Source organism: Streptomyces sp. Root431, from assembly GCF_001426585.1.
GTDB classification, from domain to species: Bacteria; Actinomycetota; Actinomycetes; order Streptomycetales; family Streptomycetaceae; genus Streptomyces; species Streptomyces stackebrandtii.
The window spans coordinates 404,360-423,019 of record NZ_LMEI01000009.1 but is presented as its reverse complement, the minus strand read 5'-3'; the positions used below and the strand labels follow the sequence as shown (position 1 = coordinate 423,019).

Genomic DNA, 18,660 nt, shown 5'->3' with positions numbered 1-18,660 from the left:
GCCTGGCCGGACCGCCGGGGGCCTCCGGCCCGGGCGGTAGGGACGCATCCGGGGCGCTGGTATCGGGTCCGGTCGTATCGGGTCCGCTCGTTCCGGGGCGGCCGGGCGCCGCTTCCGCCCGCGGGCCGAAGGTCCCACCGGCGGCCGTCGGCGGCGTGAGCCCCGGATCGTCGGGGTCGCGGGGCGCCGTGCCGCGCCCGAGCGGGTCGCCGCCCCGGTCGGGATCCGAGGAGGGGAGAGGGGGAGCGGAGGGAGAGGGAGAGGGTGACGGGGACGGGGTCGCCGGGGAAGGCGGGGTCTGTGGGGTCGGTGCAGCTTGAGGAGGCTGCTGGGACTCCTGAGCCTGCCGGGACTCCGGGGCCCGCCACGACTGCGGCGCCTCCGAGGTCGACGTGGCCTCCGAGGCCGACGGGGCCGACGGGGCCTGAGGGGCCTGCGGGGCCTCCGATGTCCGCGGGCCCCGTGAGCCCTGCGGGGAGTGCGGACCACGCGGCGCGTACGGAGTCGGCTGAGTCGGCGGAGTCCCCGCCGGCGCCCGCCCACCTTCCTCGGCCGGTCGTCGCCCCTCCGCCCCGCCGTTCCCGTCGGGCTCCGTGCCCACCGGCTGGACGGGGACCCGGAGGACCGTGCCGCAGGCGCAGCCGAGCTCCGGGTGGGGCCAGTCGTCCTCGCGGCCGCACGCGCCGCAGCGGACGGTGACCCACTCGTCCGTCCAGTTCCGGTGCGTGATCGGTTCCGCCGTCGCGCCCGCCGTCACCGGCGGGGCCACGGGGCTTCCGCACGCACAGGGGAAGACGGGCGCCGCGTACGCCTGCGTCCGCTGGCACTCCGGGCAGCGCACCGGTACCGAATCACCCACAACCCGACCCCCTGTCGTTCCGCCCCATCGTCCACCCATCGGCCACCTCGGGGGAGGGAGTTCGGCCACTTCGGTGATCCCGCGGGGCGGACTTCTCTTGACGGTTCTCCGGGACCCGACCTACATTGCTTCCGTATAGCAGAACAGTATTTCCGCATTACGGAAACAAGCCTCCCGGGCTCCCCGAGCCGCCGGGCACGCTTGCCTCCGACCGGCCGAAGCAGGAGCACTCCCATGCCTCGTATGACCGCCGCCGCAGCGGCCGTTGAGATCCTCAAGCGCGAAGGCGTCACCAACGCGTTCGGCGTGCCCGGCGCGGCGATCAACCCCTTCTACCGCGAGCTCAAGAACGTGGGCGGCGTCAGCCACACGCTCGCTCGTCACGTCGAGGGCGCGTCGCACATGGCCGAGGGGTACACCCGGGCCAAGGCCGGCAACATCGGCGTCTGCATCGGCACCTCCGGCCCCGCCGGCACCGACATGATCACCGGCCTCTACTCGGCGATCGCGGACTCCATCCCGATCCTCTGCATCACGGGCCAGGCCCCGGTCTCGAAGCTCCACAAGGAGGACTTCCAGGCCGTCGACATCGCGTCCATCGCCAAGCCGGTCACCAAGGCCGCGACGACCGTCCTGGAGGCCGCGCAGGTCCCGGGCGTCTTCCAGCAGGCCTTCCACCTGATGCGCTCCGGCCGTCCCGGCCCGGTCCTCATCGACCTCCCGATCGACGTCCAGCTGACCGAGATCGAGTTCGACCCGGAGACGTACGAGCCGCTGCCGGTCTACAAGCCGCAGGCCAGCCGTGCCCAGGCCGCGAAGGCGCTGAGCTTCCTCCTGGAGTCCGAGCGCCCGCTGATCGTCGCCGGCGGCGGCATCATCAACGCCGACGCCACCGACCTCCTCGTCGAGTTCGCCGAGCTCACCAACATCCCCGTCATCTCCACCCTCATGGGCTGGGGCACCATCCCGGACGACCACGAGCTCGCGGCCGGCATGGTCGGCGTCCAGACCGCGCACCGCTACGGCAACGCGACCTTCCTGGAGTCGGACTTCGTCCTCGGCATCGGCAACCGCTGGGCCAACCGCCACACGGGCTACAACCTGGACGCGTACACCAAGGGCCGGAAGTTCGTCCACGTCGACATCGAGCCCACCCAGCTCGGCAAGATCTTCGCCCCGGACTACGGCATCGCCTCCGACGCCAAGGTCGCCCTCGAACTCTTCATCGAGATCGCCAAGGAGCTGAAGGCCGCCGGCACGCTGCCCGACTTCTCCGCCTGGGCCGCCTCCGCGCAGGAGCGCAAGGCCACCCTCCAGCGCCGCACGAACTTCGACAACATCCCGATCAAGCCGCAGCGCGTCTACGAGGAGATGAACAAGGCCTTCGGCCCGGAGACCCGCTACGTCACCACCATCGGTCTCTCCCAGATCGCCGCGGCGCAGTTCCTGCACGTCTACAAGCCGCGCCACTGGATCAACTGCGGCCAGGCCGGCCCGCTCGGCTGGACCATCCCGGCCGCCATCGGTGCCGCCACGGCCGACCCGGAGACCCCGGTCGTCGCCCTCTCCGGCGACTACGACTTCCAGTTCATGATCGAGGAGCTGGCGGTCGCCGCCCAGCACAAGGTCCCCTACGTCCACGTCCTCGTGAACAACGCCTACCTGGGTCTCATCCGTCAGGCGCAGGGCGGTCTGGGCATCAACTTCGAGGTCAACCTCGAGTTCGAGAACATCAACACCCCGGAGATCGGCGTCTACGGCGTCGACCACGTCAAGGTCGCCGAGGGCCTGGGCGTCAAGGCCATCCGCGTCACCGACCCGGACAAGCTGGGCGAGGCGCTGGAGGAGGCCAAGAAGCTGGCCGTCGAGCACCAGGTCCCGGTCGTCGTCGAGGCCATCCTGGAGCGCATCACCAACATCGCGATGAGCAAGACGGTCGACATGAGCGACGTCACCGAGTTCGAGGAGCTCGCGACCGAGCCCGGCCACGCGCCGACCGCGATCAAGGCCCTCAAGGTCTGATCGACCCCCTCGCCAGAGGGACCGACCCCCGCCCCGAGGAGCACCGGGGCGGGGGTCTCCCGCGTTCTCGGCTCTCCCGTGCGGTCAGCGCTGTGCCGCCACCAGCACCGCGCCCGCCTCCGTCCACTCGTACAGGACCGACCGGCCCGCCCGTCCCCGCCGCACGAGCCCGGCGTCGAGCAGCACCTTCAGGTGCCGGCCCACCGAGCCGAGTCCCTGCCCGGTCAGCGCCACCAACTGGCTGGTGGACTTGGGGGTTTGGAGCCGAACAAGCACGCCGGCCCGCGCCGTGCCGAGCAGCGCCCCCAGTGCCCGGGGTGCGACGTGGCCCGACTGGTCCGCCAGGACGCCGGCGCACGGGTAGACCACCGCGAACCGTTCCGTACCCTCCCAGGAGACCCAGCCCGTGCCGGGGGTCACCGGGACGAACAGCAGTCGGCCGCCGTCGACCGAACGCGGTGGATACGCACGGGGGTTGACCTGAAGCCGCCCGTCGCCCAGCCAGCGCATCCGCCCCGGGGACAGCTCGTCGAGCGCCGCCGCCCAGCCGTCCCGGGCCAACCGGGCCGTCCGCGCCACCACATCGGCCTCCAGGATCCTGCGGCGGCGAGGCCAGTCGGGCAGCACCGTCTCCCGCCACACCCACTCCAGGACCTCCGCCATGCGCTGCGGCAGGTCCGCCGCCGACCGCAGCGGCTCCGGTACGGGCCCGCCGACGGCGACCTCCAACTGAGTTACCGCGTCGGCGGGTTCGGCCTCGCGGACCGCAACGACCTCCTCCTCGAAGGACCGTTCGCGGTCGCCCGTCGGCGTCGGCGTCAGGAAGTCGGCGTTCCAGGTGTCGCCGATGGCCGCCCGTACGAGCAGCGCGTCGAGCGGCTCGGAGGCGAGACGCGCCCGGTACGCGGACAGGTGGGCGGCCAGCCAGGCGCGCTCTCCCGGATGGGCGCCGGACCCGTGCCCGCCGGCCGCCGTATGCAGGGTCTTGAGGGCCGCGATCGTCTCGGCGAGCGGGGAGACGACGAATCTGCTCCCGGCGAGGGAGTCCGTACCGATCTGCCACCAGCCCATGCCGTGCGCCTCCGTCTTTTCGCTGCTGCGCGAAACATTACCGAGGCCGTCGCCCGCGCCCGAGACTCCCCGCATGCCCCGCTACCGCGACCTCTTCCGTACTGCCGAGTTCACCCCGCTCTTCCTCACCGGCGCCGTCGCCACTGCCGCGCAGACGGTCGTCGGGCTCGGGCTCGCCACGCTCGTGTACCGCGCAACCGGCTCCCCGCTCCTCTCCGCGCTCGCCCTCTTCGGACCCTCGCTCGCCCAGCTGATCGGCGCGACCACCCTGCTCTCGGCCGCCGACCGGCTGCCGCCGCGCGCCGCGATCTCCGGGATCGCGCTCTTCTTCGCCCTGGGCACAGCAGTCCTCGCGGTTCCCGGGCTGCCGACTTGGGCGATCTTCGTCATCCTGCTGGCCGAGGGGCTCGCCGCCTCGCTCGGCGGCGGCGTGCGCTACGGCCTCCTGAACGAGATCCTCGCCCGCGAGGACTTCCTCCTCGGCCGCTCGGTGACGAACATGGCCGTCGGCGTCTGCCAGATCGGCGGCTTCGCGACCGGCGGCCTTCTGATCGCCCTGCTCTCGCCGCGGGGCACGGTCCTCGTGGGCGCCGGCCTCTACCTCGCCGCCGCGCTCCTCGCCCGCCTCGGCCTCGGGGCGCGCCCGCCCCGCGCCGCCGGCCGGGCCACGGTCGGTGAGACCTGGCGCACCAACCGGCGGCTGCTGTCCTCGCCCGCGCGCCGTCGCGCCTATCTGGCCCTCTGGATCCCCAACGGGCTGATCGTGGGCTGCGAGTCGCTCTTCGTGCCGTACGACCCCGAGCGCGCCGGGCTCCTCTTCGCCTGCGCCGCGCTCGGGATGCTGGCCGGGGACACCGCCGTCGGCCGATTCCTGCCGGCACGGCTGCGAGGGCGGATCCGGTTCCCGCTCCAGGCGCTGCTCGCGGTCCCGTTCCTGGTGTTCGCCCTCGACCCGGCCCTGCCGCTCGCGCTCCTCGCGGTGACGGTCTCGGCGAGCGGGTACGCGGCGAGCCTGCTGCACCAGGAACGGCTGATGGCCCTGGTGCCGGCGGAGCTGAGCGGCCACGCGCTCGGGCTCCACACCTCCGGGATGCTCGCCCTCCAGGGGGTGAGCGCGGCGCTGGCGGGCACCCTCGCCCAGTACACGTCACCGCGTACGGGCATGGTGCTGCTCGCCCTCGCCTCGCTCACCGTCACCCTGGCGCTCGCCCGGGCCGACCGGAGGGCCGACGAGCCGCCCCGTGCCGCTACTGAGGAGCCTTCGAGCGGAGCACGACCGTCTCCTCGCACGGCCCGTCGGCGAACAGCTTGAGCGCCTCCACCTCGTCCTTGTCGGCGGACAGGCCCCAGCGCAGCTTGGTGCTCACCCACTCGCCGACGTAGCGGCAGTAGCGGGTCGCGTCCGAGGGCACCCACTCGGCGGGGTCGCGCCCGGCCTTCTCCTTCTGGCTGCGGGCCGTGACGGCGACGAGGGTCGCGGCGGCGCCCTGGTCGTTGGCGTACTGCTCGCGCCGGGCCGCCGTCCAGCCGGAGGCCCCCGACTGCCAGGCCTCTTCCAGGGCGACGAGGTGGTCGACGCGGAGCGCGGCCGGGTCGGTGACGCCCTGGCCGTCGTAGGCCGAGGTCCACTTGCCTCCGGTCAGCGCGCAGCCGGCGCCGGTCTTCGGGGCGTCGTCGGCCTCGGCGATGAGGACCTCGGCGCGGGTGTCGCAGCCGTCCGCCGGGTCGAGCCCCTGGTTCCAGTGGCGGAACGCCGACGCCTTGTAGCCGTCCGGGTCCTCGGCGGCCTCGGTGAGCTCGGCCAGCGCGTCGGGGAAGAGGATGACGTTGGCGGAGAGTGCGGGGGAGGGGACGGCGAGCGGGGACAGGATCAGGGCGAGTGGCGCGAGACCGCGCAGCAGGTTCTTGATCATGTACCAGTGGATAGCGGCGGTCGCGGGGCGCACAGGGCCCGAATCGCGGTGCGCTCCTCCGAGCGGGTGCGGATCTTCACCGCAGAAACGATGCGCTGACCCGGCCGAGGTCGCCGTACCCGTACCCGTACATACGAAGAAGAGCGCGGAACCAAGGACCGTAAACCTGGTTCCACGCTCTCCCGTTGTGCCCGTCCGACGGCACGAGGCTGGCGCGACAGGACGTTCGCGCCGCCGGACGGAGTCTGTGGGCCCTGAGGGGAAGGGGAAGGGGAAGGGGAAGGGCGATAGGACCGCGGCGGTGTCGACGGGCGTGCCGGTTGTCCCCTTCTTTCAGGTCAAGAAGAGGGCCCGACGCCCTTACCACCGCACTGGCTCGACGCCGCCGCGGTCCTCACGCTTGTCCGGTCCGCCGACCACCCCTCATCCGGGTCGGCGATCCGGACCGCGTACGGCACTGACCTCCCGTCAGGCGCCGTACGCAGTCTGGGTGCTGCTGTGCGGTCAGTCCTCGCGCAGGGCGCGGACCGCCTCGGCCACGCGCTTGCCGTACTCCGCGTCGGCGGCGGCGAAGTGCGCGAGGTTCTTCTCGATGACGTCCTCGCGGGACACCTGGGAGAGACCGCCGGCGATGTTGGCGATCAGGCGCTTCTTCTCGTCCTCGGACATCAGGCGGTAGAGCTCGCCGGCCTGGAAGAAGTCGTCGTCCTTGGTGTGCGCGGGCGCCTCGTGGGTGCCGGTCCAGCCGTGGATCGCGAGCGGCGCGGAGAGCGCGGCGTCGGTCTGGGCCGGGCCCTGGTACGAGTTGGGCTCGTAGTTCTTGTCGTGGCGCGAGCCGTTGCGCGTGGCCATGAAGCCGTCGCGGCCGTAGTTCTCGGCCGTGGTCGCCTTGGGCGCGTTCACCGGCAGCAGGGTGTGGTTCACACCGAGGCGGTAGCGGTGGGCGTCCGCGTAGGCGAAGAGGCGGCCCTGGAGCATCTTGTCCGGCGAGGGGCCGATGCCCGGGACGAAGTTGTTCGGGGAGAAGGCGGCCTGCTCGACCTCGGCGAAGACGTTCTCCGGGTTGCGGTCGAGGACCAGGCGGCCCACGCGCTGGAGCGGGTAGTCGCTGTGCGGCCACACCTTGGTGAGGTCGAACGGGTTGAAGCGGTACTCCGCGGCCTCGGCGGCCGGCATGACCTGGACGTACAGGGTCCACGAGGGGTTCACACCGCGCTCGATGGCCTGGAGCAGGTCGGTCTGGTGCGAGTCCGCGTCCTTGCCGACGAGCTCGGCGGCCTGGTCGGCGGAGAGGCTGCGGATGCCCTGGTTCGTCTTGAAGTGGTACTTGACGAAGAAGGCCTCGCCCGCCTCGTTGGTCCACTGGTAGGTGTGCGAGCCGTAGCCGTTCATGTGGCGGTACGAGGCAGGGATGCCGCGGTCGCCCATGAGCCAGGTGATCTGGTGCGTCGCCTCGGGGGCGTGCGCCCAGAAGTCCCAGACGTTGTCCGCCTCCTGCTTGCCCGTGAAGGGGTCGCGCTTCTGGGAGTGGATGAAGTCGGGGAACTTGATCGGGTCTTTGATGAAGAACACCGGGGTGTTGTTGCCGACGAGGTCGTAGTTGCCCTCTTCGGTGTAGAACTTCAGGGCGAAGCCGCGGGGGTCGCGGACCGCGTCCGCGCCGCCGAGCGAGTCGGCCACGGTGGAGAACCGGATGAAGGTCTCGGTCTTCTTGCCGACCTCGCCGAGGAAGTCCGCCTTGGTGTACGCGGTGACGTCGTCGGTCACCTCGAAGTAGCCGTACGCACCGGAACCGCGGGCGTGCACCACGCGCTCCGGGATCCGCTCACGGTTGAAGCGCGCGAGCTTCTCCAGCAGGTGCTGGTCCTGGAGCAGGATGGGGCCACCGACGCCGGCGGTGGCGGAGTTCTGGTTGTCGGCGACGGGGGCGCCGGACTCGGTCGTAAGCACGCGCTTCGACATCGTGACCTTCCGTACGGGAGCTGCACTGCTGGCTGGGGTGCTCTGGAGCGTAAATTCGCTCCGAACGCGACGTCAACAGTTTGTTGAAAATGAAGTGTGGTGTTCCGATCGGCGGCGACGCCTGGGCGCGACAGGACAGGTGTCAGCGCCGCCGCCGACCGGAAATCAGGGGCCCCGGTGAAGGGGCGTGGGATCAGACCTGCTGGCCGGAGAGGCGCTCGACGGCGCGCAGCAGGGCCGAGTGGTCCAGGCCGCCGTCACCCTGAGCGCGCAGGGAGGCGACGAGCTGGGCGACGACGGCGCCGACCGGGAGGGCCGCGCCGACGTTGCGGGCGGCGTCGGTGACGATGCCCATGTCCTTGTGGTGCAGGTCGATCCGGAAGCCGGGCTTGAAGTCCCGGTTCAGGAAGTTGTCCTTCTTGCGGGTCAGGACCGTGGAGCCGGCCAGACCGCCGTTGAGGACGTCCAGGGCGGCCTGGAGGTTCACGCCGGACTTCTCGAGGAAGACGACGGCCTCGGCGCAGGCCTGGATGTTGACCGCGACGATCAGCTGGTTGGCGGCCTTCACCGTCTGGCCGGAGCCGTGCGGGCCGCAGAGCACGATGGTCTTGCCGAGGGCCTCCAGGATCGGGAGGGCCTCGTCGAAGTCGGCCTGCTCGCCGCCGACCATGATCGAGAGCACGGCCTCGATCGCGCCGGCCTCGCCGCCGGAGACCGGGGCGTCGATGACACGGATGCCCTTGGCCGCGGCGTTCTTGGCGAGGTCGACCGAGGTCTGCGGGGTGATCGACGACATGTCGACGATCAGCGCACCCTCCTTGGCGTTCTCCAGGATGCCCTCGGGGCCGTAGGAGATGGCCTCGACCTGCGGGGAGGCGGGCACCATCGTGATGATGACGTCGGCGTCCTTCACGGCCTCGGCGATCGAGGAGGCGGAGGTGCCGCCGGCCTTGGCCAGGCGCTCCAGCTTGTCCTGCTCCAGCGTGAAGCCGGTGACCGCGTAGCCCGCCTTCAGCAGGTTCTCGGACATGGGGGAGCCCATGATTCCGAGGCCGATCCAGGCGATCTTGGGAAGGTTGCTCATGAGGGTGCCTCTCAAAAACTGGTGGTACGGGGGAGGAGTCGCTGGTCAGCGGGCCGGGCGGGCCTCGGCCGGGAGCCACTCGAAGGAAGCGGCGGCGTCGGCGGCCTTGTACTCCAGGCCGACCCAGCCGTCGTAACCGGCCTTCTTGAGCTCGCCGAGGAGCTGCTCCAGGGGGAGCTCGCCGGTGCCCGGCGCGCCGCGGCCCGGGTTGTCCGCGATCTGGACGTGGCCGGTCTTGTCGGCGTACTCCGCGATGACCCGGCTGACGTCCTCGCCGTTCATCGACAGGTGGTAGATGTCGAGGAGGAACTTGGCGTTGCCGAGGCCGGTGGCCGCGTTCACCTTGTCGATGACCTCGATCGCGGAGGGGGCGCTCACCAGCGGGTAGAGCGGCGACTCCGGCTTGTTCAGGGTCTCGACGAGGAGGATCGCGCCGATCCGGTCGGCCGCGCGGGCGGCCAGGACCAGGTTCTCCAGGGCGAGGGTGTCCTGGATCTGCGGGTCCACGCCCTCGACGCGGTTGCCGTAGAGCGCGTTGAGCGCCTTGCAGCCGACCGAGGCGGCGAAGTCGGCGGCCACCTCGATGTTGGCGCGGAAGCGGTCCGACTCCTCTCCGGGTACGGAGAGGGCGCCGCGGTCCGGGCCGGGGAGCTGTCCGGCGTAGAAGTTCAGACCCACCAGCTGGGTGCCGGCGTCCTCGAGGGCTTTCTTGAGGGCGTCGAGCTCACTCTGCTCGGGGGTGGCGGTGTCGATCCAGGGCCACCACAGCTCGACCGCGGTGAAGCCCGCCGCGGCGGCGGCCGCGGGGCGCTCCAGGAGCGGGAGTTCCGTGAAGAGGATCGACAGGTTCACATCGAAGCGCTGGTCCGTGCCTGCGCCTGCTGAGAAGCGGGCCATGAGGGGCGGCGCTCCTTCCGTATCGCGGAAGTAAGTTTCTGTCTGACGGAATGTTGCAAGCAGGGCGTCCTCGTTGTCAAGAGGTCCCCGCAGGTCCGGGGCTCCCGCGGGCCGGGGCGGGGCCGTACTTTGGGTGCATGGTGCGTTTGAGAGTGGAGTTCACGACCGAGCCGTTCGACCTCGACGAGGCGCCGGCGCACGCGGTCGTGGCCCGTGAGGTCATCCAGTCGGCCGAACTGGACGCGGTCGACGTCGGCCCGTTCGGCAATACGGCGGAAGGCGGCGCCGACGAGGTGCTCACCGCGGTCGACGCGCTGCTGCGCAGATCGCTCGCGGCCGGCGCCACGCGGGTCTCGCTCCAGGTGAATGTGATCGGGGAGGGCGAGAAGTGATCGAACATCCGCTGGTCGCGGCGGTGAAGCCGCTGGTCGACGCCATGGGCGCGGAGCTGCTGGCCCCCGCACAGGCGGAGGGCGACGACGTCGTCCTCTCCTGGGAGGGGGAGGACGTGCTCGCCGTGCGGCTGCCGCAGCTGTCGGATTCGCTGGATCACATCCTCGCGGCGATGGAACGGCGGCACGGGATGCCTTTGGCCGAACTCGACCGCAAGGCGAAGCAGGAAGCGGTGCGCGTTCTGGAGGCACGCGGTGCCTTCTCGGTCCGCCATGGGGTGGAGACGGTGGCGGGGGCGCTGGGCGTCAGCCGCTTCACCGTGTACAACTACCTGAACAGAGAAACCGCCCTGAACAGGGAAAAGGCTGCCGAGAGCAGCTAGTTGATCATGTTTGGCCATCAGCCGTCGTCCAGATGTCGGGACGACGGCTTTTGTGTGGCCGAGTTTTCAACAAAGTGTTGACGTTGTGTTGCGGAGGGCGTTAGCTATCCGCAGCCCGTCCGACGCACAGCGAAAAACAGCCACGGAGGCTTCCCGTGACTTCAGGTACGACACCGGGTCTCACCCGGTTCAACACCTCGGCGGACAGCGAGGCCCTCGCCGCGCTCCACGAGGTGTGCTCCAGCTCGGCGTGGGGGAGCAAACTGCTCGCCCAGCGCCCGTACGCCACCGCCGAAGCCCTCTTCCTCGCCAGCGACGCCGCCATGGCCGAGCTGACCGCCGAGGACCTGGCCGACGCGATGGCGGGCCACCCGCCGATCGGTCGTCCGAAGGCCGGGGACCCGACCTCCTCCCGCGAACAGAGCGGGATGGCCGGCGCCTCCGCGGAGCTCAAGGCCGAGATGCTCGAACTCAACCTGGCCTACCAGGACCGGTTCGGTCATGTCTTCCTCATCTGCGCCACCGGCAGGACCGGCGAGCAGATGCGCGACGCGGTCCGAGAGCGGATCGGCAACTCGCCCGAGGAGGAGCGGGAGATCGTCCGCACCGAACTGGGCAAGATCAACCGCATCCGGCTGACCCGTCTCGTAGAGACCTCCGAGGAAGAGAGCTCCGCATGAGCACCGACACCACGGCCTCGGTGTCCACCCACATCCTGGACACCAGCATCGGCCGCCCCGCCGAGGGCGTGGCCATCACGCTCGCGGCCCGCAAGGGCCTCGACGGCGAGTGGATCGCGCTCGGCGGCTCCGCCACCGACGCGGATGGGCGCTGCAAGGACCTGCCGGCCCTGCCGGAAGAAACCACCCACGTACGACTCGACTTCGAGGTCGAGGAGTACTTCTCCAAGAAGCAAGCCGAGGCGCAGCAGGACGCCCCCCGCGTAAGGGACAGCGGTGCGTTCTTCCCGGAGGTGGCGATCACGTTCGCCGTCAAGCCGGGCGAGCACTATCACGTACCGCTGCTGCTCAACCCGTTCGGCTACTCCGTTTACCGAGGGAGCTAGCAGACATGCCCACGATTCTCGGCCAGAACCAGTACGGCAAAGCAGAGAACCGCGTCGTCAAGATCACGCGGGACGGCGACACCCACCACATCAAGGACCTGAACGTCTCCGTCGCCCTCTCCGGCGACCTCGACGACGTCCACCTCACCGGCTCCAACGCCCACTGCCTCCCCACCGACACGACGAAGAACACCATCTTCGCGTTCGCCAAGGAGTACGGCATCGAGTCCGCCGAGCAGTTCGGCATCCACCTCGCCCGTCACTTCGTGACGAGCCAGGAGCCGATCAAGCAGGCGCGCATCCGGATAGAGGAGTACTCCTGGGAGCGCATCGCCTCCTCGGACGCCAACTCCAAGTTCATCGGCGCCGAAGAGGTCAACCACTCCTTCGCCCGCAAGGGCCAGGAGACCCGCGTCACGCAGGTCACCTACGACGGCGAGAAGTGGGAGGTCATCTCCGGCCTCAAGGACCTCGTCGTCATGAACTCCACCAACTCGGAGTTCTGGGGCTACATCAAGGACAAGTACACGACGCTCCAGGAGGCGTACGACCGCATCCTGGCCACCCAGGTGTCCAGCCGGTGGCGGTTCAACTGGACCGACGACGACCAGCGCATGCCCAACTGGGAGCGGTCCTACGAGCAGACGCGCAAGCACATGCTCGAGGCCTTCTCGGAGACGTACTCGTACTCCCTCCAGCAGACGCTGTACCAGATGGCCACGCGCATCATCAACCACCGCTCGGAGATCGACGAAGTCCGCTTCTCGCTCCCGAACAAGCACCACTTCCTGGTCGACCTCGAGCCCTTCGGTCTGAAGAACGACAACGAGGTCTACTACGCCGCCGACCGCATGTACGGCCTCATCGAGGCCACCGTCCTCCGGGACGGAGCGACGGCGCAGATCCCGGTCGACATGACCAACCTCTAAGCGGCATCCGAGTGACGGTCCCGCCCGCCCGCAGTCGGGCGGGGCCCGCACCGGACCGGAGGGAATCCCATGGCACAGCCTGCAATGGGGCCGGCATCCGCCGAAGGCCCGTGTTCCACCCCACCGGACACCACACACCAGGTCCACCCGGTGGACGAAAAGCTTCCTGCCTCGCGGCTCGTCCCCGCGGCACTCCAGCACATCGCCGCCATGTACGCCGGCGTCGTCACCCCTCCGCTCATCATCGGCCAGGCCGTCGGCTTGGACGCGGCCGGGATGACCCGGCTCATCGCCGCGAGCCTGCTCATCGCCGGCTGTGCCACGATCCTGCAGACCCTCGGCGTCCGGACCTTCGCCGGAAACCGGCTCCCGTTCGTCAACGCCGCCTCCTCAGCAGGCATCGCCCCGATGCTCGCCATCGCCGAGACCAGCGCCCCCGGACACCAACTCCCCGCCATCTACGGCGCGGTGATGGTCGCCGGAGTGTTCTGCCTCGCCGTCGGACCCTTCTTCGGGAAGCTCCTGCGCTTCTTCCCGCCGCTCGTCACCGGCGTCGTCATCACCCTCATCGGGGTCACCCTGATGCCCGTGCCCGTCGGCTGGGCCCAGGGCGGCGACAAGAACGCCGCCGACTTCGGCGCCATGAAGTACCTGGCGCTCGCCGGCTTCACCCTCGTCGTCATCCTGCTCTTCCAGCGCTTCGGCAGGGGCTTCGTCCGGCAGATCGCCCTGCTGCTCGGCCTCCTCATCGGCACCCTCGCCGCGATCCCCTTCGGGATGGCCGACTTCAGCGCCCTGCGCGAGGCGCCCGTCGCGGCGCTGCCCACTCCCTTTGCCTTCGGCGCCCCCGAGTTCCAGCCCGCCGCGATCCTCTCCCTGTGCATCGTGATGCTCGTGCTGATGACCGAGTCCAGCGCCGGCATGCTCGCCCTCGGCGAGATCTGCGAGCGGCCCAGCGACGGGAAGACCATCACCCGGGGCCTGCGCACCGACGGCATCGCGACCCTGCTCGGTCCCGTCTTCGGCGGCTTCCCGACCTCGGCCTTCGCCCAGAACGTCGGCGTCGTCTCGCTGACCCGGGTCCGCTCCCGGTACGTCGTCGCCGTCGCCGGCGGCGCCCTGCTGGTCCTGGGCGCCTTCCCGGTCCTCGGCGCGGTCGTCTCCATGGTCCCGATGCCCGTCCTCGGCGGCGCCGGCATCGTCCTCTTCGGCTCGATCGCGGTCAGCGGCATCCGTACCCTGTCGGAAGCCGGACTCGACGACAGCTCCAACATCATCCTGGTGGCCGTCGCGCTCGGAGCGGGCATCATCCCGCTCGCCGCCCCCACCTTCTACGCCGGTTTCCCGGCCTGGGCGCAGACCGTGCTCGGCTCCGGCATCAGCGCGGGCGCGCTCGTCGCGGTCCTGCTCAATCTGTTCTTCCACCACCTCGGCACCCGGAGCCGTCACGCGGCTCCGGCACTCAAATCCTCCTAGGGTCCTGCCGTGCCCACACCACCCAAGAGGAATGAAGGAACCACCGCCATGGCAGCACCTTCGGCAGCCCAGCGCATCGTCATCGAGAACTGTGCGATCGCCACCGTGGACGCCAACGACACCGAGTACGCCTCCGGCTACCTCGTCGTCGCCGGCAACAAGATCGAGTCCATCGGCGCCGGCAAGGCGCCCGAGGGCCTGGAGAACGTGGTCCGCCGGATCGACGCCACCGGTCATCTGGTGACGCCCGGTCTGGTCAACACCCACCACCACTTCTACCAGTGGATCACCCGGGGTCTGGCCACCGACCACAACCTCTTCAACTGGCTGGTCGCGCTCTACCCGACCTGGTCGCGGATCGACGAGTCGATGGTCCGCGTCGCCGCGCAGGGCTCCCTGGCGATGATGGCCCGTGGCGGTGTCACCACCGCCATGGACCACCACTACGTCTACCCGAAGAACTCGGGTGACCTGTCCGGCGCCATCATCGGCGCCGCCTCCGACATGGGCGTCCGCTTCACCCTCGCCCGCGGCTCGATGGACATGAGCGAGAAGGACGGCTTCCTGCCGCCCGACTTCGCCGTCGAGACCACCGAGGGCGCGCTCGCCGCGACCGAAGAGACCGTCAGGAAGTTCCACGACGCCTCCTTCGACGCGATGACCCAGGTCGCCGTCGCCCCCTGCTCCCCCTTCTCCATCTCCACCCAGCTGCTCAAGCAGGGTGCCGAGCTGGCCCGCCGGCTCGGGGTGCGCATGCACACCCACGGCTCGGAGACCGTGGAGGAGGAGAAGTTCTGCCACGAGCTCTTCGGCATGGGCCCGACGGACTACTTCGAGTCCACCGGCTTCCTCGGCGAGGACGTGTGGATGGCGCACTGCGTCCACATGAACGACTCCGACATCGCCGCCTTCGCCCGCACCGGCACCGGTGTGGCGCACTGCCCGTCCTCGAACGCGCGCCTCGCCGCCGGCATCGCCCGCGTACCGGACATGCTCAAGGCGGGCGTCCCGGTCGGCCTCGGCGTCGACGGCACCGCGTCCAACGAGTCCGGCGAGCTCCACACCGAGCTGCGCAACGCGCTCCTCATCAACCGGCTCGGCGCCCACCGCGAGGCCGCGCTCAACGCCCGCCAGGCCCTGCGCCTCGGCACCTACGGCGGCGCGCAGGTCCTCGGCCGCGCCGACAACATCGGCTCCCTCGAAGCCGGCAAGCTCGCCGACTTCGTCCTCTGGAAGATCGACGGCCTCGGCCACTCCTCGATCGCCGACCCGGTCACCGCGATCGTCTTCGGCGCCGCGGCCCCGGTCACCGCCTCCTTCGTCAACGGCAAGCAGATCGTCGAGAACAACCGACTGCTGTTCGCCGACGAGGAGCAGATCGCGCGCGACGCGCGCGCGGAGGCGCAGCGCCTGGCCCGTGTCACGGCCCAGAGCTGACCCTCCCCATGGAGTCCGACCGAGGGGGACGGCCCTCGGTCGGTCGCCGCGGACCCGAGCGGGGTCCGCGGCAGCCCGACCGGGAGGTGCCGTACGCAGAAGACCTACGGCACCTCCCGGGAAGGTGAAACCCCGCCCCCACCCCCACCGGGCACCCGTCACCGCGCAGCGCCTCCTCCCCGCGCGCACCGCACCACCCCCGTACCGCGCACGAGCCGCACCTCCTGCACTTCGCACCGCATCGCACCACCTCCCTGAACCCCGCGTCACCGCCGACGTGTAACCGACCGGAGGAACCGCCGTGGCCGCCAAGCCCCAGGTTCGCAATGCACAAGACGCAGGCTCCGCCCCCGAAGACCGGGAGAAGCATCCGGTCGACGAGACGCTGCCCCCACTGAAGATGCTCACCAGCGGCCTCCAGCACGTGGCCGCCATGTACGCGGGCGTCGTCGCCCCGCCCCTGATCGTCGGAGCGGCCGTCGGCCTCTCCGGTACCGAACTCACCTTCCTGACCGGCGCGAGCCTCTTCACCGCCGGTCTCGCGACCTTCCTCCAGACCCTCGGCGTCTGGAAGATCGGCGCCCGGCTCCCGTTCGTCAACGGCGTCACCTTCGCCGGTGTCGCCCCGATGCTCGCGATCGTCGACACCACCGACGACAAGTCCGACGCGCTGCCCGTCATCTTCGGCGCGATCATCGTCGCCGGACTCCTCGGCTTCCTCGCCGCCCCCTTCTTCTCCCGGCTCGTGCGGTTCTTCCCGCCGGTCGTCACCGGCACCGTGATCACCCTCATAGGTGTCTCCCTCCTCCCCGTCGCCTTCGGCTGGGCCCAGGGGCCCAACCCCAGGGCCGACGACTACGGTTCGACGACCTTCCTCTCCCTCGCCGCCATCACGCTCGTCGTGGTCCTGCTGCTGCGCCGCTTCACCCGCGGCTTCCTCAAGCAGGTCGCGGTCCTGGTCGGCCTGGTCATCGGCACGCTCATCGCCATACCGTTCGGCGTCACCGACTTCTCCCCGGTGACCGAGGCGGACATCGTCGGCTTCCCCTCCCCGTTCCACTTCGGCGCCCCGCAGTTCGCGCTCGCCGCGATCATCTCCATGTGCGTGGTCATGCTGGTCTCCATGACCGAGTCGACCGCCGACATGCTGGCGCTCGGCGAGATCGTGGAACGTCCCGCCGACGAGAAGACCATCGCGGCCGGCCTCCGCGCCGACACCCTCGGCTCGGCGATCAGCCCGCTCTTCAACGGCTTCATGTGCAGCGCCTTCGCCCAGAACATCGGTCTGGTCGCCATGACCAGGATCCGCAGCCGCTTCGTCGTCGCCTGCGGCGGTGGCTTCCTGGTCCTGATGGGCCTCTCTCCGGTAGCCGCCTCGCTGATCTCGGTCGTCCCCCGGCCGGTCCTCGGCGGCGCGGGCGTCGTCCTCTTCGGCTCGGTCGCCGCCAGCGGCATCCAGACCCTGGTCAAGGCCGGCCTGGAGAAGGACAACAACGTCCTGATCGTGGCCGTCTCCCTGGCCGTCGGCATCATCCCGATCACGGCGCCGGAGTTCTACCACGCCTTCCCGGAGACCGCGAAGATCATCCTGGACTCCGGTATCTCCACCGGCTGTGTCGCGGCCGTCCTGCTCAACGTGGTCTTCAACCACCTGGGCAAGGGCCGGGACGACGACCAGGTCACCGCGCCGATGGAGCCGGGCGAGGACATCTCCGGCAGCGCCACCGCGAAGGCGGCGCACGTCCACTGAACCCGCTCCTCGTCCCACCGGCCGCCCCGGTCCCCGCGCACGCCGCGGGGCCCGGGGCCGTCGTGCTCATCAACCCCAACACCTCCACGGCGACGACCGCGATGATGACCGCCATCGCCCGCCGGACCCTGCGCGAGCTGGGCACCACCTCCGTCCGCGGGGTGACCGTGTCCCGCGGCCCCGGCATGCTCACCGACCCCGCCGCCCTGCGCGCCGCCGCCCCCGAGGTGCTCGCCGCCGGCCTCCGGGCCGCGGCCGAGGGCGACTGCGCGGCGCTCCTCGTCGGCGCCTTCGGCGACCCCGGCCTGGCGGAGCTGCGCGCCGCGACCGGCCTGCCCGCGGCGGGCCTCGGCGAGGCCGCCCTTCTGGAAGCCGCCGCCGGCGGCAGGCCGTTCGGCATCGCCACCACCACGCCCTTGCTCGCCGATGCCATCGCCGAGCGGGTGGCGTCCCTCGGCCTCGCCGACCGGTGCACCGGCGTCCGCCTCACCGCCGGCAGCCCCGAACGCCTCTCCGCCGACCCGGAATTGCTCCTCGACCGGCTGGAACGGGCGGTCAGGGCCTGCGCCGAACGGGACGGTGCACGGGCCGTCGTCATCGGCGGCGGACCGCTCGGCGAGGCCGCCGACGAGCTGCGCGCCCGGTGCGCGGTCGAGGTCGTCGCCCCGATCCCGGCGGCCTGCCGCGCACTCGCCCGCCTCCTGACCTCCTGACAGCCCGTCATCCTGCGCGCCGCCGCCCTCATCACCGCTCCACGGCGATCCGGCGCCGGCACTCCCGGGCCAGCGCCGGGTAGGCGGCGGCGATCGCCTCGTACAGCCGCCGCCGCAGCAAACGCCCGGCATCCGCGCGGCCGGTCTCCCCGTACAGTCCGTCGAGCAGCGACTCGTACCGCGAGAGGGCGTGCCGCAGATAGCTCACCTGCCACCGCACCAGCCCCTCCGTCTCCGGCGGGGCGTCCCCGGCCTCCCCGCCGCCGGGGCCCCGCGCGCCGCCCAGGAGGTGCCGATGGCGGACGGCCCGCCGCTCCAGCTCGGGCCCGGGGAGCAGCGGCACCTCGATCGGTTCGGCGCGGATCGCGCTGAGCACGGCGGCCCGCCGCCGCTCCGCGTACACCCCGGCGGCCACGGACCGGGCCTTCGACAGCAGGGAGGCGGCGGCGAACTCGGCCGTCCGCTCCACCGTCTCCACCCGGACCAGGAGATAGAGCCGCACGGGTGTGAGGGACCAGCGGCGCGGGTCGCGGCCCTGCACGTCGGGCGAGCCGAGCAGGTCCCGGACCATCGAGTCGGTCCAGCCGCGGCGGCGCACACCGGTGAGCGTCACATAGGTCGTACGGTCCGTCATGATTCCCCCTGAGTCGACTACGGAGCGTGACGATTCCAGTGAAGCGCACGCCACTGACAACGCCCTCTTGCC

Annotated in this window: 17 protein-coding genes and 1 pseudogene; 11 read left to right on the top strand and 7 right to left on the bottom strand. The window is 70.8% G+C overall.

The features are described 5' to 3' along the window. Positions 1-592: 592 nt before the first annotated feature. Positions 593-898, bottom strand: a pseudogene (locus ASC82_RS31100) (hypothetical protein); the annotation flags it as partial. Positions 899-1,102: 204 nt separating this feature from the next. Here ASC82_RS31100 and gcl point away from each other — a divergent pair. Next, entirely contained in the window at positions 1,103-2,881 is a 1,779-nt protein-coding gene (gcl, locus tag ASC82_RS15450) for a glyoxylate carboligase (RefSeq protein ID WP_056647524.1), read from the top strand. 84 nt (positions 2,882-2,965) lie between these two features. Here the strand turns inward: gcl and ASC82_RS15445 are convergent, their stop codons facing one another. After that, complete coding sequence (locus tag ASC82_RS15445) at positions 2,966-3,952, bottom strand: ArsR family transcriptional regulator (RefSeq protein ID WP_056647521.1); 987 nt, start codon at positions 3,950-3,952, stop codon at positions 2,966-2,968. A 73-nt stretch (positions 3,953-4,025) separates the two neighbouring features. Here ASC82_RS15445 and ASC82_RS15440 point away from each other — a divergent pair, with 73 nt between their 5' ends. Then, positions 4,026-5,264, top strand: a complete 1,239-nt coding sequence (locus ASC82_RS15440; RefSeq protein WP_056647518.1) for an MFS transporter — start codon at positions 4,026-4,028, stop codon at positions 5,262-5,264. Here ASC82_RS15440 and ASC82_RS15435 read toward each other — a convergent pair. The 4 genes from ASC82_RS15435 to ASC82_RS15420 form a co-directional block, all read right to left on the bottom strand. Next, positions 5,200-5,865, bottom strand: a complete 666-nt coding sequence (locus ASC82_RS15435; protein ID WP_056648592.1) for a hypothetical protein — start codon at positions 5,863-5,865, stop codon at positions 5,200-5,202. The two genes, ASC82_RS15440 and ASC82_RS15435, sit on opposite strands and share 65 nt — an antisense overlap. A 504-nt stretch (positions 5,866-6,369) precedes the next feature. Beyond that, positions 6,370-7,827, bottom strand: coding sequence for a catalase (locus ASC82_RS15430; RefSeq protein ID WP_056647513.1), 1,458 nt, complete (start codon positions 7,825-7,827; stop codon positions 6,370-6,372). A gap of 193 nt (positions 7,828-8,020) precedes the next feature. Continuing rightward, the gene (locus tag ASC82_RS15425; protein ID WP_056647510.1) at positions 8,021-8,911 is read right to left on the bottom strand and encodes a 2-hydroxy-3-oxopropionate reductase; all 891 of its coding nucleotides are present in this window, start codon (positions 8,909-8,911) and stop codon (positions 8,021-8,023) included. 45 nt (positions 8,912-8,956) lie between these two features. Beyond that, positions 8,957-9,808, bottom strand: coding sequence for a TIM barrel protein (locus tag ASC82_RS15420; protein WP_056647507.1), 852 nt, complete (start codon positions 9,806-9,808; stop codon positions 8,957-8,959). Between the two features lie 140 nt (positions 9,809-9,948). Here ASC82_RS15420 and ASC82_RS15415 point away from each other — a divergent pair, with 140 nt between their 5' ends. The 9 genes from ASC82_RS15415 (at position 9,949) to ASC82_RS15375 (ending at position 17,954) form a co-directional block, all read left to right on the top strand. After that, on the top strand, positions 9,949-10,200 hold the full coding sequence (locus ASC82_RS15415) for a hypothetical protein (protein WP_078627122.1): 252 nt from the start codon (positions 9,949-9,951) through the stop codon (positions 10,198-10,200). A 44-nt stretch (positions 10,201-10,244) separates the two neighbouring features. Continuing rightward, the gene (locus tag ASC82_RS15410) at positions 10,245-10,583 is read left to right on the top strand and encodes a helix-turn-helix domain-containing protein (protein ID WP_056648590.1); all 339 of its coding nucleotides are present in this window, start codon (positions 10,245-10,247) and stop codon (positions 10,581-10,583) included. A gap of 155 nt (positions 10,584-10,738) precedes the next feature. Next, positions 10,739-11,263 carry a 2-oxo-4-hydroxy-4-carboxy-5-ureidoimidazoline decarboxylase gene (gene uraD / locus ASC82_RS15405; RefSeq protein ID WP_056647503.1) on the top strand — a complete coding sequence of 175 codons (525 nt, stop codon included), beginning with the start codon at positions 10,739-10,741 and terminating at the stop codon, positions 11,261-11,263. Then, positions 11,260-11,649 carry a hydroxyisourate hydrolase gene (gene uraH / locus ASC82_RS15400; RefSeq protein WP_056647500.1) on the top strand — a complete coding sequence of 130 codons (390 nt, stop codon included), beginning with the start codon at positions 11,260-11,262 and terminating at the stop codon, positions 11,647-11,649. Before uraD ends, uraH begins: the two co-directional genes overlap by 4 nt. 5 nt (positions 11,650-11,654) lie before the next feature. Continuing rightward, entirely contained in the window at positions 11,655-12,578 is a 924-nt protein-coding gene (gene pucL, locus ASC82_RS15395; RefSeq protein ID WP_056647497.1) for a factor-independent urate hydroxylase, read from the top strand. Between the two features lie 69 nt (positions 12,579-12,647). After that, on the top strand, positions 12,648-14,054 hold the full coding sequence (locus tag ASC82_RS15390; RefSeq protein WP_056647494.1) for a nucleobase:cation symporter-2 family protein: 1,407 nt from the start codon (positions 12,648-12,650) through the stop codon (positions 14,052-14,054). Between the two features lie 48 nt (positions 14,055-14,102). Continuing rightward, positions 14,103-15,491: an 8-oxoguanine deaminase gene (locus ASC82_RS15385; protein WP_056647492.1), complete on the top strand. Its 1,389-nt coding sequence runs from the start codon at positions 14,103-14,105 to the stop codon at positions 15,489-15,491. A 400-nt stretch (positions 15,492-15,891) separates the two neighbouring features. Beyond that, positions 15,892-17,241, top strand: a complete 1,350-nt coding sequence (locus ASC82_RS15380) for a nucleobase:cation symporter-2 family protein (protein WP_242427687.1) — start codon at positions 15,892-15,894, stop codon at positions 17,239-17,241. A 62-nt stretch (positions 17,242-17,303) separates the two neighbouring features. Further along, the gene (locus tag ASC82_RS15375) at positions 17,304-17,954 is read left to right on the top strand and encodes an aspartate/glutamate racemase family protein (RefSeq protein WP_242427660.1); all 651 of its coding nucleotides are present in this window, start codon (positions 17,304-17,306) and stop codon (positions 17,952-17,954) included. 31 nt (positions 17,955-17,985) lie between these two features. Here ASC82_RS15375 and ASC82_RS15370 read toward each other — a convergent pair whose 3' ends face one another. Beyond that, on the bottom strand, positions 17,986-18,588 hold the full coding sequence (locus tag ASC82_RS15370; protein WP_056647486.1) for a hypothetical protein: 603 nt from the start codon (positions 18,586-18,588) through the stop codon (positions 17,986-17,988). Positions 18,589-18,660: the final 72 nt, after the last annotated feature.